Raw genomic sequence first — 25,493 nt, 5'->3', positions numbered from 1 at the left:
TAAAAATGAAAACAAAGATACACAATAGGTTTGATATTGAAGTCATAAGAGAGGGGCAGACGATTCAAAGGGCTTCCGCGGAGAACATCGTGCTGAATCAAATGTACGAAAAACTGTGTAACTTCCGCCCTTATTTTAAGTATATCCATTTTGGAACCGGCTCGGGAACACCGTCGGCAGATCGCAATCAGCTCTTTGCACCGTTAGGCAGTAAGTTAGCAGAAGATGTGGAAAGAGTGAAAGCGCTACCTCTATCAAAGTGGACAAAGAAGATAACGCTTGCACCTGAAGAGTACGTCGGGGCAACTTTGAGAGAGGTGGGCATTGGGTTTGGAAGTGCGGAAACGCACGCCGTAACCCACGCCATGATTAAAGACGCTGAGGGCAATCCACTCAGTATAGAGAAAACAAACATCGATGTCGTCGTGATTTACGCCACGGTGTTCATTGAGCTCTCAAATACAGAACGTGTTTACTTTACAGAGCCGGCAGAGAGCAACTTACTCCTGGAATATCTCACTGGTGGCGTGATGCCGAGTAACTTGGAGATTGGCCTTGCGGAAGTACCATTACAGGCACCGCATCATTCAATAGTCACATCTGTAAGAAAAGCCCCTACAGAGGTAACGGTAACGCCGGAGGTTGCAAACAGAAAGGTGCTACTTGCCACACGCTTTCCCATAGAGTCGCCCGATGTAAGGTGTGCTGAGGTGGGGCTAATGGGCGTTTCAAAAAAGATAATGCCCGTGAGCTTTTCTATAAGTGATTTTAAAATCGGCGTAGGAGATGGCATTACAGATACTTTTGAAACACAGCGCCCCGAGCTTAGCGCGTATACGTTTAAAGTAGCGGGCGTGACAGATCCGGCGGCAGTGGTCACAAACCCATCGGTTACAGAGGCTGCTGAAAAATTATCCATCCTAAGCATCGGAGAAGCCGTCAAGGGGATTGCTGCACCCTACCTCTACGGTGAAAAGAGTGATCTAAATACCGACATTGTAATTGCTACCCCTAGCAATATCGTGGGGAAAACCATCGGATTTGAGGGGAGTGGTAGTCCCGAGTATGGAAAAAGCTCGCGTTTTGATATTGTCCTTTATGGGGCGAACGACGGGGAAAATTTTACTGAACTCACGCGGCTTTATTTCGACAGCAGTACAGTCAATAAAACAGGTTCATTTACCTTCACGCAAGACTATTCACATATTCAGGTAACTTGTACTAAATCGTATTACTTCGGATCGGTATTTATCGAAAGCCTGCATCTTATAAATGATGCAGCAGTGAAACCAACGGTTAAATTTGCCGCGCCGCCAGCTGAAGGTGCGGTTATAAGCGCAGACTTCACAGTGCCGTATTACCCCAAGACACAAGAGTACGTTTTAGACATCGACTATGAGATTCAGTTCGGAGGCTACTAGATGGAACTGACTTTTAAAACGACAGTGAGTGTTGGGCAAGGGCGGGCATCGCCAAATCTGATTCAGTATTCGGATACCGTGCTTCAGCAGTTTGGTCTGCACGCCGGCTTGATAGTAGGCGCTGCATCGGGAAAAGCAAATGGTCAGTATGAAAGTCTGAGCTGGGAAACCGCGCAGAGCGTCTCGCCGTCAGATGACGTGGAGCATTTTGAGGTAAGAGACCTTCAAGGGTTTGGCCTCGTAGGGGCGATGTGGTCAGAAGGTGGGCATCAACTGCTTATTTACGAGTTTGCCTTTGAAATGGACAGGTACCTCGAATCCGGTAGCATCAAGCACAGTCTGTCTGGACCAATATCATCCTTCACGCTGAGTCTCGCCAATCCCGTAGACCCAAACAGAGATGTCCCCGACAATGTAGGCATCTCTGAACGTACCGCACTTCTGTCGCCAGGGGCAAAAGTGACATTTGAATTTGCCGCAGGTGATTCGGAATCTTATGAAATGGGTTCTTTTTTTATTGATAAGTCGGATTTTGACTTGCTAACTGAAACCGTCAGCGCTGACGGTAGGAACTTAATTGGTAAAGCACTTGCGGATCAGACCTTAGATGAAGACTCAAAGCCGAACTGGAACACACTGGACAAAGTGGTGGCAGAAATCTTTGAAAACGCAAATCTCACATCTGATCAGTACATGATAGAGCCGTCGACGACAGCAAATCGATTTGAGTTTGAACCGTCGACAACAGCTTACGATGCACTAAAAGAAATTTTCAAAGCGTCGGTGAACTGGAAAGTAGAGGAGCTCACCGACGGTACCATCGTCGTTGGCAGCCCCTCGTACAGAATGTTTACTCGGCGGGGCACCTATACGTTTCGAAGAGGCAAAGATATATTTTCAAGACAGGTATCCCGCGATGATATGAGTGCGTACCGCAGGGTCTGCGTGCACACATCGGATTACACTGTTAAGGTCTACAAGGACGTTGTAGCGTACACCGGGTGGAACCTTCAAGCAAAAAAGACACTTTATGTTCAAATGCCGGATGGTAGTAGCTCTACGTCAGCAGATCTTTATGCAACAGAGCTGGCTGAACGTTTAAAGAATGTCGGAAAAGTCGAAGCGTTTAGAGGGCCGTTTAGACCGCATCTCACGCCGGGGGATGCCGCGCACATCGTCGATGATGTGGCAGAGGACATCGGCGTCATCACTGAAGTGAATCACAGTTTTGGAAAGTCTGGATTTTTTACTGAGTTTGTTGTCGATTCCGGTGGGCGTCTCGGAAAAGGTCGTCTGACGGATTATATAAGCAAAGTCAATGCCGGCAGATCGCCGGGGACAATTAGCTATGAAGAACTGTAGAAGGGAGAAACACATGCATGAAAGTACACTTGTAAAAGGTACCGTAACAACGTTAGGGACAATTGGATCCCTCGTATTTGGAGGTGTCGATTTACTATTTAAAATTTTGATATTGTTCATTGCTTTAGATTATGTTACCGGCGTAATGAAAGGAGCAGTTGAGAAAAATCTGTCATCAGATATTGGGTGGCGTGGTTTAATGAAAAAAATCGGTACACTTATTGCCGTCATTGTTGCTCATCAAATGGACAAAGTCGCTGGGACACAGGTTGTCAGAACAGCTGTTATGATGTTTTTTGTTGCCAATGAAGGTATCAGTCTAACAGAAAACCTTTCGGTAATTGGCGTACCTATTCCCAAGGTTATGATGCGAACGCTTAAAGCTTGGAAAGACAGTTCGGAGGTGGAGTAATGCTATTAATCGATGCTGGTCACGGTGGACGTGATCCTGGTGCAGTGGGGAAAAGTCTAAAAGAAAAGGATATCACATTAAAGCTTGCAATCATGTTAGAAGAGACTTTGAGAACCGCAGGCGTTCCTTGTGCGCTCACTAGAACAGAAGATACCACTTTGTCTCTGAAATCACGTGTGGCCTTTGCAAATAGAAGCAAGGCCACACACTTTATAAGCTTGCATGTTAATGCAGCTAAGAATCTAGAAGCAAATGGTGTTGAAGTGTACACCAGTGCTTCAGGTGGGGAACGGACAGAACTTGCGAAAAAAGTACAAGCGGCACTTGTTTCTACAACTCACTTGAAAGATAGAGGTGTTAAACACAGAGCTTTTTATGTTTTGAAAAATACGAAACAACCAGCCATACTTGTAGAACTAGGGTTCATAACGAACCCTCAAGAGCATGATTTGCTTTGTGACGATGACTTTTTGTGTTTGGCGGCAAATGCTATTGCGCAGGAGTATATGGCGCATATAGGGCATTTAAAGCTTGATGAATGGAAACGCATTATCTTAGACAGAGGTTTGAACCCTTCTTGGATTAATAGGATTGAGAAATTGATTGAATATAATGAGGATCCTTTGGATCGGTACTGGGCAGAGCTTATTACAAAAATGAAATGCAATAATTGAGAGAAAAGAAAAAGAGTACGAAAACTTGTTGCTCCATAGGCAGCAAGTTTTCGCGTAGTGTTGTCTTGAGTAAAAACAGTCTTTTACAAAAAATCCCCGCAGAATGCCTTTATTATCCTTTTAAACGTGCTTGCGAAAAAAGGCATGCTAGATTTTATAAAGTTAAAAAATATGCGACGGAAGCAAAGGATTTTGGATTTCATAAAGTTAAGTAACGTGTGAACTATGTTTGCTTTTTTAAAATTCTTATTTAAGCTCATGTTTAGTAGATCTATTTTTAAGTTGGTAAAGAATTTTGATTTGAATGTTCTAGAATTATGATTTTCATAGCGGGTACCGTGAGCTGGGGTAGTTGACTCAGCATAAATGATTTCTTCTTTGATTGTAATTTCAAAAGCATGATTCCAATTAATTTTTAGCATAATTAGCCTGAATTATTCATGAACCCATGATATCACCAAAAATCGAGCGGATTTAAGTTTTTGCGCTTCATAATGCTTATCATAGAAGACGTCTTCCTGTTTATCACCTAAAAATGGGCAGACTTATCCTGTGGACAATACTTTTCTCGATTTTCAGATTTCAAAGTTCATCAGTTACGTTTATTCCAACTGTGGAAGTCGACGGATGTTCTCAAGAATTTCATAGAACTCATTCTTGTATGGACAACTGCTACACAGTTTGAAATGAATATATCTTGCTGCTTTAACAACCTTTGATGCGATTTTGAGCAGCTTCAATCGAATGGTATCTATCAACATTTTCTTCATGCTTTTAGGTAATACCAATCGTTTAAAGTAATTAAATAGGTTGTATGCTAGGACATGGAGCAGTAGATGATTTGCATTAACGACTTTGTCCTTACTTGGCGTTGATGCAAAGTTGAAGCCACTTTTACCTTCTTTGATAAAGTTTTCCATGGTGCCTCGATTTCGATAGAACTTAATGAGTTCTTCAGGACTGAGATCCATGTTGGTCACAATAAAGGCATACTGATTGGTTAGCTGATTGTACGGTTTCTCGACCTTGACGATAACCCGTCTAGGATAGTCCCATTTACCGGCTTGGTACAAGAACTCATCATAACGGACCACATAATCAATCATGTTATCCTTTGTAGCTTCGGTTATTTCATCATCCAAATGTTTTGCGTGAGCATACAGTATTTTGTTTGCTTTCAAGCGTATGGCATAGGATACACCATTGCTTTCACACTGTTTGTACAAGTCTGGTGTTGCAAAACCACTGTCTCCACGGAGGAACAGATGGACATCAGGATACTTTGTAAAGTATTCATCAAGTAAGGGCTGCATGAACTCGCAGACGCCTGTAGAACTATAGGCGGTACCATCTCTAAGCTCTGCTTTGAGAAGATCTCCAGTGAGTCCGTCATAGCAGAGTAAGGGGTGATATCCATGAGCTTGATAGTGGTAATTAAAGCCTTCGCCTTCCTGCTTGCCGTACGTGTTAAGTAGGGTTGAATCAAGATCAAGCAGAACTTGTTCTGGCATTTTAGTCCTGTAGGCCGATGACCTCATATGACGGATGATATCTTCAAACTGTTTGACTGTATCCCCATCCATACGGTTCCAGAACCTCGACAGTGTGGGTTGTGAGGCAAGAGCCTGTTTACCCAGAATACTTTTAAAGACAGGTTCATTGGTCAGTTCGTCTGCATCATTGTCATTAAAGTATCCAGCAAGGATTTGATAAATTAGCTGGGATAGATTTTGATGGTCTTTGTGTTTACGGAAGCTATCATTTTTGTCCGTTACAAACTGGCTGATGTGTTTATTGAAGCCAAACTTATGGGCGAATTCTTTTATGAGAAGCAGCCCCGAATCGGAGGATAAATCGCCTCCATTGAAATTTATTTTGATTTTACTATTGCTTTCGAGCTGAAGTGAACTTACACTAGACATGAAGAGTTTCTCCTTTGTTTTGGTGTTTGTGTGGTAACTACATTTTAACAAAGTTGGAGCTCTTCTTCTATTTATTTAGGTTTCACTTGATAAGTGAAAAGCAAAAGTAATCTAAAATACAGTAACTATGCGGTTTTGGGGAGTATTTCGTGAACCGTCATGAATAATTCAGGATTAGTATTCTCCTAACAAATAAATTTTGAATGCTGATCAACATTTCTTATGTACTCAATATAGCATAAAATCAACGTTTTGTGAAGGTCTCCGGTTCGTATAACATACATAATATGGTAAATACAAGAAGCTGTTTAGTACGATTAAAATTCGATAATTTACACAATGAAAAATTCGTTAAGTGAACATTTCATGAACTTTTTTCCATATGGACGCTCGACACTTTCAAAAGCATGAAAATTTGATATAATAGAAAAGATTTAAACGAGGAGGAACATGAAAATGTCAAAAAGGGAATCAGTAAACATAGAATCTGTGGAAAACATTCTTAATACGAATGATGAAATTATAAGAAAGATTAGAGAGATAAATGATCAATACTTCTTTGAAACCGGTAAAAGAAAAAAGCATCTCACTATAACCTACGGTTGTCAGATGAACGAGCACGACTCAGAAAAACTCAATGCCATGTTGATGGAGATGGGCTACGTTATGACCGATGAAAATGCGGATGCGGATTTTATCATCTTCAACACCTGTTGCGTCAGAGAAAACGCCGAGCTTCGCGTCTATGGCAATCTCGGTCATATTAAGAAGCTTAAAGAGCTCAACCCCGATTTAAAACTCGCCGTGTGCGGGTGTATGATGCAGCAGCCTCACGTTGTAGAGGAAATCAAAAAACGCTACAAATACGTCGATCTGGTCTTCGGAACGCACAATCTACACAACTTTCCGGCGCTGCTTTTAGAAGTGTACAACAGTGAATCGCAGGTTGTGGAAGTCTGGGATTCGCAGGGAGAAGTTATCGAGGGGCTGCCGGTGAACCGTCTCAAGAGCCTCAAAGGGTTCGTCAACATCATGTACGGTTGCAACAATTTCTGCACCTATTGTATTGTACCTTATACGAGGGGCCGCGAGCGGAGCCGAAAAGTGGCGGACATCGTCGCTGAAGTTGAAGCAATGGTTCAAGACGGGACAAAAGAAGTGATGTTGCTCGGTCAGAACGTCAACTCGTACGGAAAAACCCTCGATGCGCCGACGACCTTTGCCGACCTCATGGAAGCAGTGGCGCAAGTGGACGGTTTAGAGCGGATTCGCTTTATGACGTCGCACCCGAAGGACATCGACCAGAGGTTATTGGAAGTCATGGCACAGTACGACAACATCTGTAAATCGCTGCACTTGCCGATGCAATCGGGCAGTGACAAGATTTTAAAGCGCATGAACCGCCACTACACCAAAGCTCAGTATTTTGACATCGTCGAACGCGCCCGGACACTTATGCCGGACATCGGGTTGACCACCGATTTAATCGTCGGATTCCCAGGCGAAACAGACGCAGATTTTGAAGATACCTTAAAGGCTGTAGATACCGTTCAATACGATTCGGCATTCACTTATATCTATTCCAAGCGCACGGGCACACCGGCGGCGACCTTTGAAGACCAAGTGCCAGAAGACGTTAAGTCCAATCGCATTCAACACTTAATAGAAGCCCTGAAGCCGGGCATTGCCAAACGCATGAACAGTTTTCTCGGTAAAGAAGTGGACGTCTTGGTGGAAGGGTTCTCGAAGCATTCAAAAGAAGTGCTTATGGGCAAGACCACACAGGGAATTACCGTCAACTTTGAAGGCACACCGTCGTGTATCGGCGAGACAGTAAAAGTTCGTATAACCAAACCTAAACAGTATTCACTATATGGAGAACGCGCATGATGCCAATAGACACAGGGAAACTCACCCCCATGATGAAGCAGTACTACGAGATCAAGTCCCAGTACATGGACTACATCTTGTTTTACAGGCTCGGGGACTTTTACGAAATGTTTTTCGACGACGCCATTCGAGCGTCGCGCGAACTGGAGATAACACTGACCGCTCGAAACTGCGGTCTCGAAGAAAAGGCGCCGCTCTGCGGCGTCCCTTACCATTCGGTGGACGGCTACATTAAAAAGCTCGTCGATAGAGGCATTAAAGTGGCCATTTGCGAGCAAGTTGAAGATCCGGCGCTGGCGAAGGGGATTGTCAAACGCGAAGTGGTGCGAATTGTGACGCCGGGGACCATTACCGATCCCGAGATGCTGGACGCTGGGGACAACAACTACGTCGCAGCCGTTCAGCTGACGGAAGGGCAGTACGGCATCGCCTATTGTGACATCACCACAGGGGTCTTTAAAGCGACGCAGGTGAGAACCCTTCAGAATGTGGTAGATGAACTCAATAAAGTCATGCCAAGCGAACTCATCACCGATAAAGACAGCGCTTTGCCGGAAGTCCTCACTCAATTTATTGCACACAACGCCATTAACACAACGGCTTATTTGCCCTACGCGTTTCAGCAGCATGCCGGCGAACAAATCATCAAGCGGCTCTTTAAGGTGTACGCCGTTGAAAGCTTGGGCTTTGCCGAGTTGGACGGCGCACTGTGTGCCGCAGGAGCATTGCTGACCTATATTGAAGAGACGGCAAAAGTGCCGCTCACCCATCTCACCAAAATCGACCTCTACAGCCCATCGGGCTTTATGGTACTGGATCAATTCACACGGCGCAACTTGGAACTCACCGAGACCATGCGCACCAAAGAGAAGAAAGGCAGCTTGCTTTGGGTCATCGATAAGACGTGCACAGCTATGGGCGCAAGACGCATAAAAGCGTGGCTTGAAGAACCTCTCTTAGACGTCGCCGCTATTGACGAGCGCCTCAACACCGTGGCCATTCTCGTAGACGATTTGTTGCTTCGCAGCGATCTCAGAACCCATTTGAAACAAATTTACGATTTGGAGCGTCTAACGTCTAAACTCGTCTACGGCAGCATCAATCCTCGGGACTTGATTATGCTCAAGTACTCCATTGCCGCACTGCCCGATGTACGCGCTCTTATAGAAGCCGAGGAAGAAGCCAAGTTACAGACCATCGCGTCGCGCATCGACTTGCTCGAGGCGGTACACGAGTTGATTGAGACGTCTATAGAAGAGGAACCGCCGATGGTCATTAAAGACGGCGGGGTCATTAAGACCGGCTACTCTAAAGAGCTTGATGAGCTTAGGGACATTGTCGGCAACGGCAAACAGTGGATACTCAACATGGAGGCAGAGGAACGCGAAAAGACGGGCATTAAAAACCTCAAAATGGGCTTTAACAAAGTCTTTGGCTACTACATTGAAATCTCAAAGGGCAGCAGCAAAAATGCCCCGGAACACTATATACGCAAACAGACACTGGCCAATGCCGAGCGGTACATCACGCCGGAACTCAAGACCCTTGAAGAGAAGGTACTCGGCGCTGAGGAAAAAATCAACCGCTTGGAACAAGAGCTGTTCAGTACCCTAAAAGTGGCACTCACAGCGCATATTGAGGCCATTCAGCAGACGGCCACTGCCATATCGGAACTCGATGCCCTGCTGTCGTTTGCCGAGTGCAGTTACCGCTACGGCTATGTAAAGCCGAAAGTCACCACCAAAGATGTTTTAAACATCAAGAATGGCCGTCATCCCGTGGTGGAACGCATTTTCAACGACAGCCCATTTGTGCCGAACGACACCGTCATGGATCAAAAAGTCGGTCATTTTTATATTATTACAGGGCCCAATATGGCGGGAAAATCGACGTATCTCAGACAGGTGGCGCTGATTACGCTGCTGGCTCAAATCGGTTGCTTCGTGCCTGCAACCAAAGCGGAAATTGGCATAGTCGACCGAATCTTCACCCGTGTCGGCGCTTCTGACGACTTGTCTCAGGGACAGAGTACCTTTATGGTGGAAATGAACGAACTGGCGAACATACTCAACAACGCGTCGTCGAACTCCCTAATTATCCTCGATGAAATCGGTCGTGGCACCAGCACTTACGACGGCCTCAGCATCGCTTGGAGCGTGGTGGAGTACATTGCAGGTGAGGTAGGCATCGGCGCTAAAACGCTGTTTGCCACGCATTACCACGAACTCACCGAACTAGAAGGACGGGTCAAAGGTGTTCAGAACTACAGAATTGCCGTAAAGGAAGCCGCAGACGACATCGTCTTTTTGAGAAAAATAGAGCCCGGCGGCGCCAGCCAAAGTTACGGCATACAGGTGGCCAAACTCGCCGGTGTCCCAGAAGGGGTCATCGAGCGGGCGAAGGGCATTTTATCACAGCTTGAAGAAAACGACATCAACAACAACATCGAATCCATCAAGGGCGAGTCCGCCTCTGTGCGCGTCATAAAGGAAAAACATCCCGTCTTGGACAAACTCAAAGCGGTGAGCGTCGACCGGATGACGCCGATTGAAGCGATGAACACACTTTACGAACTGGTAAAGTGCGTTGAAGAATCTTAAAGAAAGAGAGGTGGCAGATGAACCGCATAAAAAAACTCGACGCGGCAACTGCCGGTAAGATAGCAGCCGGAGAAGTGGTTGAAAAACCGGCAATGGTCGTCAAAGAACTGGTGGAAAACGCGATAGACGCAGGGGCGACGGAAATCGTCGTCGATGTGAAAAAAGGCGGCAAAGACAAAATACGCGTAACGGACAACGGCGCGGGCATCCATGAAGACGACTTGCCGCTGCTGTTCGAACGCCACGCCACCAGTAAGATTCAGACGATAGACGACCTGTACGCAACGCGGACTTTGGGATTTAGAGGAGAAGCCCTCGCCAGCATCTGCGCGGTCTCTCAAATGGAAGTGATCACCATGCGAGAGGGCTCGAGTAGCGGGACCTGTGTCCGCGCGGCAGGGGGCCGAATTTTGGAGAAGACCGATATCGGCACAGTGGTGGGGACGAGCATCGCCGTGAGCGACTTGTTTTTCAACACGCCGGCGCGTTTGAAATTCCTAAAGGCCGATGCAACAGAGGGCCGCTACATCACTGAACTCATGAACCACTTGGCACTTTCGCATCCCGAAATCGCCTTTAAGTACCTACTCGACGACAAACTCATTTTCAGGACCTCCGGTAAAGACAAGCTCAAAGACGCCATATTCGGAGTCTACGATGCGGCGATGACGAAAAGCTTGTACGAAATTGAAGAGATGCTAGACGATATCTCCCTCAGGGGATTCGTTTCAAAGTTCGACTACACCAAGGGGACGAGAAGTTATCAAATCGCCTTTGTCAACGGCCGCTACGTAAAGAGCGACTTCATAAAAGACATCGTTCAAATGGCGTACAAACCCTATATGATGCACAACCGTCACCCCGTGTGTTTCTTGTTTTTTGATATGCCGCCGGAAAAGCTGGACGTCAACATTCATCCGGCGAAGACCGAAATCAAGTTCCACGAAGAGGGCAAAGTCAAGCAGGTGCTCTACACGGCGCTAAAAAAAGCCTTTAACTTGTACGACCAGTCGCCTTCAGTGACCTTTACCGAAAAAAATGTGTTCACCAAAAAAGCTCAGGCGCAGACGCTGAAACCGGAAGCGGAAAAGCGGTTCGAGTTTATAGAGACCCCATCGCGTGATATGCCAGTGCGTCAGGAGGTGGTGACAGAGGCACCGGTGGCCGAAAAACCCCCTGTAATCCCTCTAGAACCGGCGCTTAAAAGGCCTTCGACAAGTGGTGGACACGCTGGCGGCCGGCCGTATACACCGCCGCCAAAACCATCCGTCGACTTCGATGCCTTTGAGCAAATCGGCGACTTTATAAAAGAAAACGCCGACCTTGTCGAGACGTCCATTTACGACGGCCTTCATTATATCGGCACCTTTGACAGAACGTATCTGCTCTTTGAAAAAGCATCGGTGCTCTACATGGTGGATCAGCATGCGGCGCATGAAAAGGTTCTCTACGAGATGTTTATGAAAGCGTTTGAGGAACAGTCGGTACTCAGTCAGATGCTCTTGGTTCCAGAAACACTGGAACTGGATACGCTGACGTTTCAAAGGCTGGACAGTTGCAGTGCTCTGTTGACCCGCATGGGGTTCGAATACGATATCTTCGGCGAGGGCACTGTGGTCATTAGAGCCATTCCGAGTTTTATGCAGTTCGGCATTGCCAAGCTTCTATTTTTAGAAGCGCTTGAAGGGTACGCCGAAGGCATGGATGAGTTGATTCAAATGCGACTGGCGTCAAAAGCGTGCAAGGCGGCGATTAAGGCCAACGATGCACTGGCCGCAGTGGAGGTTTCAGGACTGCTGGATCAGCTCAAGGGGCTGGACGACCCCTACACGTGTCCGCACGGTCGGCCGATTGTCATTAAATTTTCTAAGTACGAACTGGAAAAGAAGTTTAAGCGAATTGTTTGATAAAGAGGATGCAGTATGAATAAAGACAGAACGGTAATTTTTTTAGCAGGCCCGACGGCGGTGGGGAAAACTGACCTTTCCATCGAGCTCGCAAAGCGTCTCGACACGGAGATTGTTTCGGCGGATTCGGTGCAGGTGTACAAGGCACTGGACATCGGCTCTGCAAAGCCTACGGCTGAGGAAATGGCCGGTGTGCCCCATCATTTAATCGACGTCTGCGATCCGGCGCTACCCTTTTCGGTTTCAGACTATAGGGCGCAGGCGCTCGAGGCCATTGAGGCCATTATAGATGCCGGAAAGATACCGATTGTAACCGGTGGAACAGGACTTTACATCAACGCTTTGATTTACGATATGGATTTTGGAAAGGCGCCGTCTGACGAAAACTACAGGCGCACACTGGAAGCGCTTTGTGCTTCTGAAGGCGAGCTAGCAGTTCACGAGAAGCTGCAAGCCGTCGACCCGGAAGCTGCCGAGCGAATTCATCCGAACAATGTGCGTCGCGTTATCCGGGCGCTGGAAATCAACTATCTCACGGGACAGACGATGTCGGATTTTTCGAAGGACCCTGTCTTGACAGACCGTTTTAACCCTGTTTTAATAGGATTAAAGCGGGCGCGGATGAAGCTGTACGCGCGTATCAATAAACGCGTGGACATCATGTTTGAGCAAGGCCTCTTAGAAGAGGTGAAAAATTTAAAATCCAGAGGTTTAGATGATACATTTCAGTCGATGCAGGGTATAGGATACAAAGAGGTTTTAGGCCATTTAGACGGCAAGTACGACTGCGAACTGATGGTATCGATGTTAAAACAGAACTCCAGAAGATACGCCAAGCGCCAGATGACCTGGTTTAGACGCTACAGCGGCATGCACTGGATCGACCTGGATCAGCAGACAAAAACGGAAGCATTAGAACACATAGTGTCTATACTATAAAAGGCGTCTAAAAATGCGCGAAAGATTAAAGGAGGGAAAGTATGAAATCAGCTGTAAATTTACAAGACTTATTCTTAAACCAATGCCGTAAAGATCAGATCCAGATTACCATATTCTTAGTGAGCGGCTACCAAATCAGGGGCTTTGTCAAGGGCTTTGACAGCTACACCATCGTCCTCGACAGCGACGGCAAGCAGCAAATGATTTACAAACATGCGATATCGACGATTATTCCGTCTAAAACCATTCCTTTTCAGGGATAATCGGCCTTATAGTGGTTGTTATTTAAAGACAGACACTATATAATAGTTAGGGATTAAAAAAAGCACTGTTATAATAAGAAAGGTTGGTAAATGATAATGATGGATCAAAAAGCAATCGGTGCGATAAGAGTATTATCCGCTGAAGCCATTCAAGCGGCAAACTCAGGGCATCCGGGCTTACCACTTGGCGCTGCGCCTATGGCGTATACGCTTTGGGCTAAGCAGATGAAGCACAACCCGCATCATCCCGAGTGGCATAATAGAGATCGATTTGTACTTTCTGCAGGTCACGGATCGATGCTCCTTTATTCTCTGCTCAATCTCTTTGAGTACGGTTTGCCAATGGCGGAAATCGAGAACTTTAGACAGTTCGACAGCAAGACGCCAGGTCATCCTGAGTACGGTCACACAAAAGGTGTTGAAATTTCAACGGGACCATTGGGTCAAGGGATTGCCAATGCGGTGGGCTTCGCCATGGCGGAAGCCAAGTTGGCGGCTACGTTTAACAGACCGGGTTACGATGTAGTGGATCACTACACCTACGCCCTTTCAGGCGACGGCTGTTTAATGGAAGGGATTTCATACGAAGCGGCCTCTCTCGCCGGCACGTTGAAACTCGGCAAACTGATTGTGTTATACGATTCCAATAAAATTACAATAGAAGGCAGTACGGATTTAGCATTTACCGAAAATGTCGGCATGCGTTTTGAAGCTATGGATTGGCAAGTGTTGACGGTGGAAGACGGCAACGACACCGTTGCAATTGAAAAGGCACTTGTGGAAGCCAAAGCGCACACGACGCAACCGACGCTCATTATCGTCAAGACGATTATCGGCTTTGGCTGTCCGTCTAAGCAAGGCTCTCACAAGGTTCACGGATCGCCGCTTGGCGACGACGGCGTTAAAGAAGTTAAGACATTTGCCAACTGGGATTGCGACGAGCCGTTCTGTGTGCCTGAAGATTTAAGAGCGCATATGGCTGAGCGCGTCGCAGCGCTTGGCGAAGAAGAAGCGGCGTGGAACGCACTCTTTGAGAAGTACAAAGCGGCGCATCCGGAGCTCGCTACAGAGTACGACGCTTGGTTTAAAAACGAAGCGCCAATGGATGTTCTCGAGTCAGAAGACTATTGGGCATACAATGAAAAGGCGGCGACGAGAAGTTCTTCCGGTAAAGTGTTGAATAAGTTGGCAGAAGTGGTGCCGAACTTATTTGGCGGTTCCGCCGACCTCGCACCGTCGAACAATTCAGATATGAAAAACAGAACGTCATTCTTTGCAGATGCCTACGACGGCTCCAACCTGCACTTTGGCGTAAGGGAGCACGCTATGGCGGGTATCGTAAACGGCATCCAGGCACATGGCGGTCTCAGAGCTTATGCATCGACGTTCTTCGTGTTCTCAGATTACATGAAACCTTCTATCCGCCTAGCCGCGTTGATGAACTTACCGGTGACGTACATCTTGACGCACGACAGCATCGGCGTCGGCGAAGACGGTCCGACGCATCAGCCAATTGATCAACTGGCTATGCTCAGAGCGATTCCTAAGCTTCAGGTGGTGCGTCCGGCAGATGCCAGAGAGGTTTCGGCGGCATGGTACATTGCCATGACGACGAAAGACCGTCCGACGGCACTGGTTCTCACACGTCAAGGCTTACCGGCTCTCGAAGGGTCTTCTAAAGACGCTCTCAAAGGGGCCTATGTGGTGTCTAAAGCATCGGCTGAGCCGCAATTGGTGCTTTTGGCTACGGGTTCAGAGGTATCGCTTGCTATTGAAGCGCAAGCGGTGCTCGAAGAGAAAGGCATTGCAACGCGCGTTGTGTCAATGCCTTGTAGAGAGCTTTTCGAGACACAAGACAGCGCTTATCGCGAAAGCGTGTTGCCTGCGTCTGTTAAGACGGTTTCAATTGAAGCCGGATGCACATACGGCTGGCACAAGTACGCTGACCTCGCCATCGGTCACGATGACTTCGGTCTTTCTGCACCAGGTGGTGAGCTCTTTAAAGCCTTTGGTTTTACAGTGGACAACGTTGTAGAAAAAGCACTTTCACTTTTGAAATAATGCAATAAGGTAAAAAGCGCCGATGAAAATCGGCGCTTTTTTTAACTTTTTAAGTTAGTTAAAGGGGACGGTTCTTTTGTGCCGGAATCTACTATTAATTTACATAAAAGGATGTTGTGTAGGCGCCAAGTCGCTTGGAAAGACAGTGTTTTGTAACGCGTGTCCTCCGAGTCTTTGGCCTCAAGAGGGACGCGGGTTATGGACGCATTGCAGAGGGAGGGGCATATGTATGGTGCATGAGAAGAAAGGTTTTTCAAGGCTTGAGGCCATGGCTCAGTCGCCTGATGGCACAAAAGAACCGTCCCCTTGAGCACAGCTGTGTTATAATAGATGAAGAATTGAATGAACGGGAGGAGAGCACATGCTGAGTTGCATGAACGTTAACAAGAGCCAATTGAGAACCAAATTGCTGGATGCAGTGAACCTCAAGCTTGAGGCGGGGAATATATATGGGCTCGTCGGTCCCAATGGCAGCGGAAAGAGCACGCTGTTAAAGGCCGTTGCAGGGCTTGAAAAAATCAGTGCCGGTGAAATCAAAATTAATGGTGAAGTCGTCGGGCATAAGACGCGGTCTTTTGTCTCTTTTATGCCGTCGGAATCGTACTTGTACAACTGGATGCGCGTTTCAGAAATTCAACAGTTTTACAGCGCATTTTACAAGGACTTTGACCAAGTGTACTTTAATCGCCTACTGGACGCCATTGAAATTTCTGCGCAGATTAAAGTGGCACAGCTGTCGTTGGGGCAGAAAACCCGCTTGAAACTGGCGCTGACGTTGTCGCGCAAGACCTCGATGTATTTGTTGGATGAACCGTTTAAGGGGCTGGATCAGAAGGGAAAGGACATTTTAATACGCGAGTTGTTGGATAGCTTTCACTCAGAAGTGTTGTTTGTCATCGCTTCGCATCAGCTGGAGACGATGTCGTCGCTTCTCGACGCTGTCATCTTTATGGAAAAAGGACGTATAAAGGCTTTTGAGACCATAGAAGATCTCAATTTGACAAGTGCCCACTCGTTGAAGTCGGCCTATAAAGAGGTGTTTGGATATGCTGAAACTTATTAAGTTTGAAATGAAACGTAAAAAAACGCTTTTTCAAGCGGCTTTGTTTATAGTGGTGGTGACGCAACTGTTGATTTCCATGCGTTTTTTTGCAGTGGATGCTTCTTTTCGCGTCAACCACAACGAGAACCTGATTCTCTTGTACTTGGTCATCGTCTTTATCGTATTTGCGATTTTGTACTTTATCGACCTCGTGACGCTTTTTCGGAACGATGTGTTTCATCCGGAGGGGTACATGTTGTTTATGACGCCGAACAGCGGTTACAAGATTTTGGCGTCTAAATTGATGTTTGCGTTAATTGAAGGCTTGAGCATTTTTTTGATTTACTTTGTGTTGTTGCTCATCAACATGCGCATGTTGTACGGCAGCGTGTTTTTTCAGGATCTCAGGCAGATTAATATGGACTGGAACATCATGCCCCTCGTGGGCAGATTCGGCCTGTCGGTCATTACGTCCCTTGTGGAGTTCGCGCTAACGGTGTACTTGTCGTACGCCATCTTTAAAAGCCTATTTCCCAATTTGAGGTTTAAGGGGCTTTTGACCCTGATTATCTTTTTTGTTATCAGCGTCTTTAAAGGACGGATTGTGGCCTACATTTCAGCCTTTGAAATGAAGCGGACATACTATGCCTTTTTAGACGAGGAAATGATTACGCAAGTGATTGGAGTTATACGCGAAGCGCTGAATGTCAGCATTGGATTTAATATCGTCTCGGCAGTAATCACCTTTTTAATCACGGGTTACTTGCTCGAAAAAAAAGTCAATCTTTAGCTATGATTTATGAACAGTATGCGTTATAATGATAGGGATGTCAAAAGACAAGTTGGAGGAAATCATGCATATTGTAACGACACAAGGCGTTTGCGCCAAACAGATTATGTTTCAAGTTGAAGAAGAAAAAGTTAAAAATGTCAAATTTGTCGGCGGGTGTCCGGGCAATGCCATAGGCCTTAGCAACATGGTGGAGGGACAAGGCGTCTCTGAAGTTGTGGAGCGGCTGAGAGGCGTGACCTGTGGCAATAAGAGCACATCGTGTCCGGCTCAGCTGGCAGAGGCGCTTGAAAAATTTTTATAGTTTTTTTAGATGGCCCACAAATGAAAGAACAAATGAGACGCTGAGCAAGCCGATGGCAATGTAAAACCAATGGGTATTGGCGTCTACCGGACAGACATTTGGCGGCAGATTGCGCCTCGACAGGTAGGTGTGGACGAGCGTGCCGATACTGACGGCAAATCCGGTATAAAACAGGATATTGGCAAGACGCGTCAGGGGTGGTTGTGATAGAAACTTTTTCATTATTTTTTTCATAAGTCACTCCTTTTTATATAGGTAAAGATGAGGCAATATGAACTATTTAGCAGAAGCGCAAAGCGCTGAGGCAAGCGGTTACTTTGATGAACTGAACGACCTTTACAACACCATTGAAGGCGGTGACTGCCGCGCCTGTGTGCGCTGTTGCAGTGAATCGGTAAACGTCAGTTATCTGGAATTTTTAAATATTATTCGGTACATTGATGCCGAGCAGGTGTCGGTACCGGTGCGCAAAGTGGTGCAATACCACGTCCTCGAATGGGTTAAACCGATGAAATGCCCGTTCCTCATGTCGGATAGGCGCTGTAGCATTTATCCGGTGAGGCCGTTGCCCTGTCGACTCTTTGGCAACGTTTACGAAGAGGATTATCAGCGCAACATGGCGAAGATTCTGCGGCAAAATGCAGAAGTGGCAAGGGCACTTTACGCCACAGAGGGGCTTTTGCTACCAAAGCGCGTTACCAAAAAACAAATTCAATTTTGTAACGATTATACACCAAAAAAAAGATGGCATCAAGCGGCGGTTGCGGATTTTTACGACCGCTTGATACAGCTTGATGCGAGAATTACGTTTCGATTGGGGCTCAAAGGCCATCGACACAACGAACATTTGGTTAGTTGGATGATGCGTTATCTGACGGCGTCTGACGACGCCTGTCTAACGTTTGCCGAAGACGTGCGCTATGAAGCGTTGCGAATGGTTAATCTTCGCTCATCTGCTGAGAGCGCGTCGCACAGCGACGCATCGCTTCGATAATGGCGTGTCTGAAGCCACAGCTTTCAAGGGTGCTCACCGCCTCTATCGTGGTGCCCATTGGGGAAGTGACCGCATCTTTTAAAACCCCCGGGTGTTCGCGGGTTTCCAAATAGGTTTTTGCGGCGCCGAGCATTGCTTGTGCAGCCATTTCGTATGCGCTGTCGCGTGAGAGTCCGAGCTTGACACCGGCGTCGCCCATGGCTTCGAGCATCATGTAAAAGTACGCCGGTGAGGATCCGTGTGCCGCAATGGCGGCGTGCATTTGACGCTCTTCGATTTCAACAGTGCCACCGACGGCTTCAAAGAGCTGTTTAACCGTTTCGAGCTGTCGTTTGGGACAGGTTTTGGCGTAGCAAATTGAGGTCATTCCCGCGCCGACGCGCGCCGGAGTGTTGGGCATCGCACGGTAGAGTTCCTCTACCGGAAGGGCTTTTGCCAACTGATCCAGTGTAACGCCGGCAGCTATTGAGATAATCGTCTGATCAGGTTGCACCGCTTCGCCCAGAGAGGGGAATAAATCGGTGAGAATATACGGTTTGACGGCGAGAACGACAAAAGACGCGGAACGCATAACTTCGAGGTTGTCGCGCGTCGCGTGAATGCCGTAGGTATCGGCGATTTTTTTTCGGCTCTTTTCAGTGGCGACACTGGCTATAATATCTTTAGCAGTGAAGCTGGAGGTAGCCAATAAGCCCCCTATAATGGCCTGTGCCATGTTGCCGCAGCCGATAAATCCAATTTTATAATGCATTGTTAACCTCCTTAGGTGGGTTCATATAGTATTATACCATACTCAAAAACGAGAAACAGAAAGGAACTTAAATGACTTTAAAAGAAATTGTGACACAAAATAAAAAAGAAGAAATACTGGAGGCGCTTTACAACATGTACCCGGAATGTAAAGAGCAAGACGAGGCCTACAGTTCGGTACTGACTTTTGTCGAATCTGTGGTCTCCTATCCGTTTGACGAGTTCGTCATTAGATTCGGACTGGTGGACCCCGCATCGGACACCGATTACGAAGCCGGTGTAGACGAAGAAGCCTATATCAGCATTTCAGGGTACAGTGAAAAAGAAAACTTAGAATTTGCACTGGGCTTTACCCGGTGGGAAGAATGGGCCAATGCCCCAATTGAATTAGAGGCCGACCTCAACATTGAACCCCTAGACGTCGCGGCGCTTTGCGTATACGAAATGACGTTTTACGGTTTCGATCAAGAGACGATTTCGGAAGAGCTGAAAGTCTTAGAAAATGGGCTGTCGAGTACGTTTTTACATTAAGAATCTGTAAGCTTTTTCATTAGATATTGACTCTTATACGCGATGTGTTATAATTACTTTCTGTCGGCAGTTCAAGATTCATTGAGGACGATGAATGTGGGATTGGCGACTTTTATCGTGTGCAAATCCTCTGCGTTAAATAAAAGATAGAGGGTAAATTTATTATAAAATTTTGGGAGCGGTATTATGAACAAGTTAAAAGAGCGTTTCGGAGAAAAACGGTATCTGCAAGATATCGTCTACGTGTTGTCCGGATCGATGATTCTCGCATTGGCGATTACGTCTATTTTGAAGCCCAACGGCATCATCACCGGCGGCATCACGGGTTTTTCACTGGTACTCGAGAAGATGTTGAACATCGAGTACACCTATGTTTATTACTTGATTTCACTGGCGGTGCTCATCGCCACCTATTTGACACTTGGCAAACGCGAAGCGAGCAAAATTGTGGTCTTTTCGGTGTTCTTCCCGTTAATACTCATTGTCTTCGACCGACTGGACCTCGTGATTATTGAAAACGACTTGTTCTTGGCCTGTATTTATTACGGTGTATTGGCCGGTGGCGCCACGGGGCTTATTTTAAAAGGCGGCTTCTCTTCCGGCGGCACAGACACCATCGCCAAGATTATCAATCGGAAGTTGTTTCGATTTATGTCCATTTCGACGATTATCGCTGCACTGGACATCAGCGTTATCTTTTTAGCGGCTTTTGTGTTCGATACGCGCATTGCGCTCTATGCGATTTTAACGCAGGTGGTGGTGATGAAAGCGGTGGAAATCGTCTTGTTCGGTTTCTCTTCAAAAGTGGTGAAGCTGGAGATTATCAGCGAGAGGGAACGCGACATCGAACTGTACATTCTCAATCAGTTGAGACGGGGGATTTCCAAGTACAATATTGTCGGTGGCTACACCAATTTAAACCGCACAAAACTCGTTACGCTGTGTTCTCCGAGAGAATCTATTCTCCTAAGAGACATGGTGTCGCAAATTGATCCCAAGGCATTTATCAGTGTTTTACCGGTGAATTCTGTTTGGGGTGAAGGCGTTGGCTTTGACCGATTGACGCCGAGTGATCAGTAGACTTTCAGCAGCCTTGAGCTGCTGTTTTTTTTGACGACAAATGGGCTGTGCTAAGGGTCAGCTGTGGGCGAAAAGTGTTTGTAGATCAAATTAAAAAAAGACTGCCGTGTGACAGTCTTATGCGATGGGGTTACAGGGTGCCAAAGTCCTCAAAATGGGCTTTGATTTGGCTGAGATTTTCAGGGTATTCCAATTCCACGGACTGCTTTGAACCGCTGTCGTTTTCAAAGGTGATAAAGACGTGGTGGTTGCGCGTTTGCGTTTTTTTGTAGCAGTAGCCCTCGTTGTAAAGTTTACCTATGGTCTTAATGGCCGTTTGCAACTCGTGGTCGTGTTCTTTTTTTTCAGCGAAATAATGTGCCCGGCTCTCCTCTCTTATGGTAGAGCGCCCTTTGTCGTGGACGACGTTTCGCTTGGAATTGGTTCCTCTGTAAGGCATAGGCTCCTCCTTGTCGATCGTGGTTTTAAGTTGGGGTTATTATGGCTATTACCCTCGGCAAAGAAGAATTAACAGGTATTTTACGCGCATTTTACAGAGCCCGCAATTTTGCTGTATAGACAAATAAATCACAAAGTGTGTGCGCTATGGCGCTCCTCGCGGCTAAAGTCGATAGGTCTTTTGAAAGAACGTGTAAAAGTAGCGTACGCCGAGATGCCAATTGGGGTCTTCGGCGTAAACGGCGTTGAGCCAGATGAGCGGGTCGCCTTCGCCTGTGTACTGTGCCATTCGGTACTGAATGGTGTTAATGGCGATTTGGGTGCTTTCGGACAGGTTGGTGTTAAAGGCCTCCCAGCTGTAGTACACATTGAAGGGGTTGTTGAGGATAGCGCCTGAAGAGGGGTGATCCAGTGGAACAAAGTTTTGCTCTTGTCCGATGATGGCGAAGAGCAAAAGCGGGTCGATATCGTTTTGTTTTGCCAAGAACACGATTTTGTAGTAGGCGTCATCGGTGCCGATTCGGCCAAAGCGTTCGTTTTTTATGTAGTGTTTTAAACCGCTGTGATCGATGGGAACATAAGGGTAATACGCGGTGCTTAAAAGGATGTTTGTCACCGGATAGACGTCGATTGGCATCGGTGCAGGGGCAGCTGTGTCCGCCGGTGCGGGTTCGATACGCTTAAAGTGTAGGCCAAATAAGACGACGATACAGGCGAAGACGACGAGCAATTGTCTGTAGGCGGGGGCCCCTTTGGCATCTGCCGGTATCGGGGGCGCTTCGACGGGAGCAGGCGGGGCAATCAGGTCGTCTGATGTTATGGTCAGTTTGCCCTGTGCCAAGGTGTCGCGGATGAGCTTTTCTTTGACCGCTACGGCTTCTCCCGGAACGATTTCTGAGAGCTTTTCGTCGAGATGTCTGTGGACGCGCATGGAAAATAGATGTGCGTGCACTTTGGGATCGTAGAAACCGTAAATGTTTTTTATTTCCTCTCTAAATCGATGGATATCTTGTTCGGATAGGATGGGGGACATTGCGGAGCTCCTTCTCACTGGTCTTTCTTCATATATTACCATACTTTAATAATAATTAACGCATAAAATAATAAAAAAGGGGTTTACAATACCCGAGTAGCATGGTATGATTTATTTGAAGTTGATAATCAGTATCAATTGTCAATTAAACTCCTTATACTCGCATTAACCTATTTTGGATAATAACTTTTCAAAGTAGGCCCCCAAAACGTGAACGAAAGTAAGAGTAAAAATAGACGTCTCGCCAACGTCTATTTTTATTTGCAACAAAAGGGGACGGTTCTTTTGTGTCGGAAAATACTTGTATTTACCAAAAATGGGATGTCGTAACGTCAGATGGATTTACATGAAAAATCGCCTGAATAAATGGAGAATTTCACTGTGAAGTCAAAGGGAATATTCGTCTACAGACGTTCCAATTAAACGTTTTTTTAATTCCGAGTAAATTAATATGATTTTTTTTAGAAAAAGGGTTTACAAGGCCATTATCTTATGGTATTATTACATCAGAAGTTGATAATCAATTTCATTTAGAACAAAAACTCCTTATACTCGCAATAGCCTAGCATCGGTAAATGAACTTAAAAATTGCACGGCAATCTGTTTACCGAAATTAGGTACCCCCCAAAACGTGAACTTTATTAGAATACCTCACAGAAAATAGACGCCCCGCCAGCGTCTATTTTCGCGTTTAAAAACAAGCGTTCATCGTCGGGGGCTCGAATGGATTTGTTTTCCTTTCAGTAGAACGTGCAGTAAGGGGGCATTGACGGAGTGTTTCACAACGTTGTGGCAAAGAGGTCGATTGGTGTTTCCGCAGTGCTTGACAGCTGCAAACGCGCGTACTATACTTAATGACGACCCCCGAATGCAATTCTAAAGAAAGGGTACCACATGAACAGAATATATATGGATTACGCTTCGACAACCCCTGTTGATTTAGAGGTTGCCAAAGTGTTAAAGGCGCATTACGAGGCGCCTATAGACGAAAAACATGAAAAGGCTCTGGTGGAACGCGCTAAACGTACGTTGAAGGCAATGCTCAATGCCGATTTAAGCAGCGCCATTTATTTTACTGCCACGGGAACTGAAGCCAATCAAGCCGCCATAGAGACGCTTTTAAAGGCCAGTGGGTTTGAAGATCCCCATTTAATTGTCTCTTCCATCGAGCACCCTTCGGTGTTGCGCTATGCCGAAGCATTTGAAAAGGCCGGTGGCGATGTGAGTTATGCGCCGGTAACCGCGGAAGGGTACGTGGCGATCGAGGTGCTTAAAGGGCTTTTGAAGCCGACGACGGCAGTGGTTTCCATAATGCTTGTCAACAACGAAGTAGGGACGGTGCAACCGATTGAAGCGGTGTGTGAACTGCTGAAGTCACGTGGTGTGTCCCTTCATGTCGACGCCATTCAAGCACTTGGGAAAATACCCATAGACGTTACACGGCTCGATGTGGATGCCATGACGTTTTCAGCACATAAAGTGTACGCGCCGAAAGGGCTCGGCGCCATTTATATGAAGGCTCCGAACACTTATTGTCCTATTGTCACACCGTATACGGACAACGTGCCCTATATCGCCGCCTTTGAAAGCGCCTTGATGCGCTTTAAACCGGACTGTAGGGCAGAAATGCGCCGAAAGAAAAAGGCCTTAATAGAAGGGCTTGTAAACCTCGATAAGGGGATTCGCCCGATAGGCGACGTCGACGGTGACATCGGGATTGTAACATTTTACTTTGAGGGCAAGACCTCTGACGGTCTTTTAATAAATTACGATTGGAAAGGCGTCGCACTGTCTGCGGGATCTGCTTGCAGTTCAGGTGCCATTAGCGCTTCCCACGTGCTGAGGGCAATGGGACTTAGCGAAGCGGAAGCCAAGCGCTGTGTCCGCTTTTCCATCGGCACGCCGACGACGGATGAGGCGATTCAACACGTCGTCGAGGCAACGCGTGCCATTATGAAAGGATAGAACAATGGAAAGAAACAACCGGGTTATTGTAGGAATGAGCGGTGGGGTCGACAGTACCGTCGCCGCCTACCAGTTAAAAGAGATGGGCTACGAAGTCATCGGCGTCAACATGAGGCTGTGGCAGGACGACTTCTTGGAAGAGGAACACTTTAAGCGCGACGGTGGCTGCTGTAGTTTGTCCAGCGTGGAAGATGCCCGCCGCGTCTGTGAAAAAATAGGGATTCCGTTTTACGCGTTGGATTTTAAAGGCGTCTTTAAGGAAAAAGTCGTGGACTATTTTATCGACGCTTACCACAACGCCGAAACGCCGAACCCATGTATCGCGTGCAACAAGTACGTCAAGTTTGAGGCGCTATTAGAAAAGGCGCACGAACTGGGTGCGTATTATGTGGCCACAGGGCACTACGCGAAGATGGGCTTTGACGAAGCGCTTGGACGCTACGTTATCCGAAAGTCCAATGCGGTTAAAAAAGACCAAACATACGCCCTTTACAACTTGACACAAGAGCAGATTAAGCACATTTTAATGCCGTTGGGAGAGTTTGAATCTAAGGAAGACGTCAGGGCAATTGCCGCCAAACTCGATGTTCAAATGTCTCGAAAGTCCGATAGCCAAGAGATTTGCTTTGTACCGGACCAAGATTATGTGGGCTTTTTAAAGCGCAACAGCGATTTAAAAGTGGCCGGCGGTGACTTTGTAGGCACAGATGGGGAAAAGCTCGGCGAACACCAGGGCATTATTAACTACACCATTGGCCAGCGCAAAGGCTTGGGCGTGACTTTCGGCAAGCCGATGTACGTTATCGACATCGATAAAGCCACCAACGAGGTGGTACTGGGCAACAATGAAGACGTCCACAGCGAGACGCTCTACGCCGATGAAGTGAATTTTATACCGTTTGAAACGCTGGAGGGGCCGTACAGCTGTGCGGCTAAAGTGCGCTACAGTGCAAAAGAAGCCCCGTGCACCCTTTATCCGGAAGGCGCTATGGTCAAAGTGGTGTTTGAGACGCCGCAACGCGCCGTGACACCGGGACAAGCAGTTGTCTTCTACAAAGACGATTTACTCGTCGGCGGCGGTACAATTAAGCGCGTGTAGGTGACGGACGTCTATA

23 protein-coding genes are annotated in these 25,493 nt (G+C 46.8%); 18 read left to right on the top strand and 5 right to left on the bottom strand.

Going from position 1 to position 25,493, the window contains the following annotated elements:
- The first annotated feature begins 5 nt into the window (after positions 1 to 5).
- From ACR6HW_RS04895 to ACR6HW_RS04880, 4 genes are read left to right on the top strand one after another with little or no spacing between them, the layout of a single operon-like run.
- Positions 6 to 1,421, top strand: coding sequence for a hypothetical protein (locus ACR6HW_RS04895; protein WP_455730044.1), 1,416 nt, complete (start codon positions 6 to 8; stop codon positions 1,419 to 1,421).
- Entirely contained in the window at positions 1,422 to 2,783 is a 1,362-nt protein-coding gene (locus ACR6HW_RS04890; protein WP_455730043.1) for a hypothetical protein, read from the top strand. It abuts the gene before it with no gap.
- A gap of 13 nt (positions 2,784 to 2,796) precedes the next feature.
- A complete protein-coding gene (locus tag ACR6HW_RS04885) occupies positions 2,797 to 3,195 on the top strand; it encodes a phage holin family protein (RefSeq protein ID WP_455730042.1) in 399 nt (132 codons plus the stop codon).
- Positions 3,195 to 3,869, top strand: a complete 675-nt coding sequence (locus tag ACR6HW_RS04880; protein ID WP_455730041.1) for an N-acetylmuramoyl-L-alanine amidase family protein — start codon at positions 3,195 to 3,197, stop codon at positions 3,867 to 3,869. Before ACR6HW_RS04885 ends, ACR6HW_RS04880 begins: the two co-directional genes overlap by 1 nt.
- A gap of 602 nt (positions 3,870 to 4,471) precedes the next feature.
- Here the strand turns inward: ACR6HW_RS04880 and ACR6HW_RS04875 are convergent.
- Positions 4,472 to 5,791: an IS1380 family transposase gene (locus ACR6HW_RS04875; RefSeq protein WP_455728983.1), complete on the bottom strand. Its 1,320-nt coding sequence runs from the start codon at positions 5,789 to 5,791 to the stop codon at positions 4,472 to 4,474.
- Positions 5,792 to 6,280: 489 nt separating this feature from the next.
- Here ACR6HW_RS04875 and miaB point away from each other — a divergent pair, with 489 nt between their 5' ends.
- The 9 genes from miaB to ACR6HW_RS04830 all read left to right on the top strand — a co-directional run bounded on the left by miaB (position 6,281) and on the right by ACR6HW_RS04830 (position 17,587).
- The gene (gene miaB, locus ACR6HW_RS04870) at positions 6,281 to 7,681 is read left to right on the top strand and encodes a tRNA (N6-isopentenyl adenosine(37)-C2)-methylthiotransferase MiaB (RefSeq protein ID WP_459251974.1); all 1,401 of its coding nucleotides are present in this window, start codon (positions 6,281 to 6,283) and stop codon (positions 7,679 to 7,681) included.
- Positions 7,681 to 10,281 carry a DNA mismatch repair protein MutS gene (gene mutS / locus ACR6HW_RS04865; RefSeq protein WP_455730864.1) on the top strand — a complete coding sequence of 867 codons (2,601 nt, stop codon included), beginning with the start codon at positions 7,681 to 7,683 and terminating at the stop codon, positions 10,279 to 10,281. The genes miaB and mutS overlap by 1 nt, the downstream gene beginning before the upstream one ends.
- Before the next feature lie 17 nt (positions 10,282 to 10,298).
- Positions 10,299 to 12,188, top strand: a complete 1,890-nt coding sequence (gene mutL, locus ACR6HW_RS04860) for a DNA mismatch repair endonuclease MutL (protein WP_455730039.1) — start codon at positions 10,299 to 10,301, stop codon at positions 12,186 to 12,188.
- Positions 12,189 to 12,203: 15 nt separating this feature from the next.
- Positions 12,204 to 13,127 carry a tRNA (adenosine(37)-N6)-dimethylallyltransferase MiaA gene (gene miaA, locus ACR6HW_RS04855; protein WP_455730038.1) on the top strand — a complete coding sequence of 308 codons (924 nt, stop codon included), beginning with the start codon at positions 12,204 to 12,206 and terminating at the stop codon, positions 13,125 to 13,127.
- Positions 13,128 to 13,168: 41 nt separating this feature from the next.
- Entirely contained in the window at positions 13,169 to 13,390 is a 222-nt protein-coding gene (gene hfq / locus ACR6HW_RS04850) for an RNA chaperone Hfq (RefSeq protein ID WP_455730037.1), read from the top strand.
- 90 nt (positions 13,391 to 13,480) lie between these two features.
- Positions 13,481 to 15,451, top strand: coding sequence for a transketolase (gene tkt / locus ACR6HW_RS04845; RefSeq protein ID WP_455730036.1), 1,971 nt, complete (start codon positions 13,481 to 13,483; stop codon positions 15,449 to 15,451).
- 361 nt (positions 15,452 to 15,812) lie between these two features.
- Positions 15,813 to 16,514, top strand: a complete 702-nt coding sequence (locus ACR6HW_RS04840; RefSeq protein ID WP_455730035.1) for an ATP-binding cassette domain-containing protein — start codon at positions 15,813 to 15,815, stop codon at positions 16,512 to 16,514.
- Between the two features lie 7 nt (positions 16,515 to 16,521).
- Positions 16,522 to 17,283: a hypothetical protein gene (locus tag ACR6HW_RS04835; protein ID WP_455730034.1), complete on the top strand. Its 762-nt coding sequence runs from the start codon at positions 16,522 to 16,524 to the stop codon at positions 17,281 to 17,283.
- 64 nt (positions 17,284 to 17,347) lie between these two features.
- Positions 17,348 to 17,587 carry a TIGR03905 family TSCPD domain-containing protein gene (locus ACR6HW_RS04830; RefSeq protein ID WP_455730033.1) on the top strand — a complete coding sequence of 80 codons (240 nt, stop codon included), beginning with the start codon at positions 17,348 to 17,350 and terminating at the stop codon, positions 17,585 to 17,587.
- Here the strand turns inward: ACR6HW_RS04830 and ACR6HW_RS04825 are convergent.
- Complete coding sequence (locus ACR6HW_RS04825) at positions 17,582 to 17,821, bottom strand: hypothetical protein (RefSeq protein ID WP_455730032.1); 240 nt, start codon at positions 17,819 to 17,821, stop codon at positions 17,582 to 17,584. The two genes, ACR6HW_RS04830 and ACR6HW_RS04825, sit on opposite strands and share 6 nt — an antisense overlap.
- Before the next feature lie 37 nt (positions 17,822 to 17,858).
- Here ACR6HW_RS04825 and ACR6HW_RS04820 point away from each other — a divergent pair, with 37 nt between their 5' ends.
- Complete coding sequence (locus ACR6HW_RS04820) at positions 17,859 to 18,581, top strand: YkgJ family cysteine cluster protein (RefSeq protein ID WP_455730031.1); 723 nt, start codon at positions 17,859 to 17,861, stop codon at positions 18,579 to 18,581.
- Here ACR6HW_RS04820 and proC read toward each other — a convergent pair.
- Positions 18,526 to 19,332 carry a pyrroline-5-carboxylate reductase gene (proC, locus tag ACR6HW_RS04815; protein WP_455730030.1) on the bottom strand — a complete coding sequence of 269 codons (807 nt, stop codon included), beginning with the start codon at positions 19,330 to 19,332 and terminating at the stop codon, positions 18,526 to 18,528. The two genes, ACR6HW_RS04820 and proC, sit on opposite strands and share 56 nt — an antisense overlap.
- Positions 19,333 to 19,403: 71 nt before the next feature.
- Here proC and ACR6HW_RS04810 point away from each other — a divergent pair, with 71 nt between their 5' ends.
- Both ACR6HW_RS04810 and ACR6HW_RS04805 read left to right on the top strand, forming a co-directional pair.
- Entirely contained in the window at positions 19,404 to 19,862 is a 459-nt protein-coding gene (locus ACR6HW_RS04810; protein WP_455730029.1) for a DUF6557 family protein, read from the top strand.
- A 186-nt stretch (positions 19,863 to 20,048) separates the two neighbouring features.
- The gene (locus ACR6HW_RS04805; protein WP_455730028.1) at positions 20,049 to 20,942 is read left to right on the top strand and encodes a YitT family protein; all 894 of its coding nucleotides are present in this window, start codon (positions 20,049 to 20,051) and stop codon (positions 20,940 to 20,942) included.
- A 130-nt stretch (positions 20,943 to 21,072) separates the two neighbouring features.
- Here ACR6HW_RS04805 and ACR6HW_RS04800 read toward each other — a convergent pair whose 3' ends face one another.
- Both ACR6HW_RS04800 and ACR6HW_RS04795 read right to left on the bottom strand, forming a co-directional pair.
- Positions 21,073 to 21,381: a hypothetical protein gene (locus ACR6HW_RS04800; protein WP_455730027.1), complete on the bottom strand. Its 309-nt coding sequence runs from the start codon at positions 21,379 to 21,381 to the stop codon at positions 21,073 to 21,075.
- A gap of 162 nt (positions 21,382 to 21,543) precedes the next feature.
- Positions 21,544 to 22,413 (bottom strand): lysozyme family protein, encoded by an 870-nt coding sequence (locus tag ACR6HW_RS04795; RefSeq protein ID WP_455730026.1) that lies wholly within the window; start codon positions 22,411 to 22,413, stop codon positions 21,544 to 21,546.
- Between the two features lie 894 nt (positions 22,414 to 23,307).
- Between ACR6HW_RS04795 and ACR6HW_RS04790 the strand changes: the two genes are divergently transcribed.
- Positions 23,308 to 24,378: a cysteine desulfurase family protein gene (locus tag ACR6HW_RS04790; protein WP_455730025.1), complete on the top strand. Its 1,071-nt coding sequence runs from the start codon at positions 23,308 to 23,310 to the stop codon at positions 24,376 to 24,378.
- A gap of 4 nt (positions 24,379 to 24,382) precedes the next feature.
- Positions 24,383 to 25,477, top strand: coding sequence for a tRNA 2-thiouridine(34) synthase MnmA (gene mnmA / locus ACR6HW_RS04785; protein ID WP_455730024.1), 1,095 nt, complete (start codon positions 24,383 to 24,385; stop codon positions 25,475 to 25,477).
- Positions 25,478 to 25,493 lie beyond the last annotated feature (16 nt).

This window comes from Fusibacter sp. JL298sf-3 (genome assembly GCF_053842995.1).
This window is presented reverse-complemented; position numbering and strand designations above follow the sequence as displayed.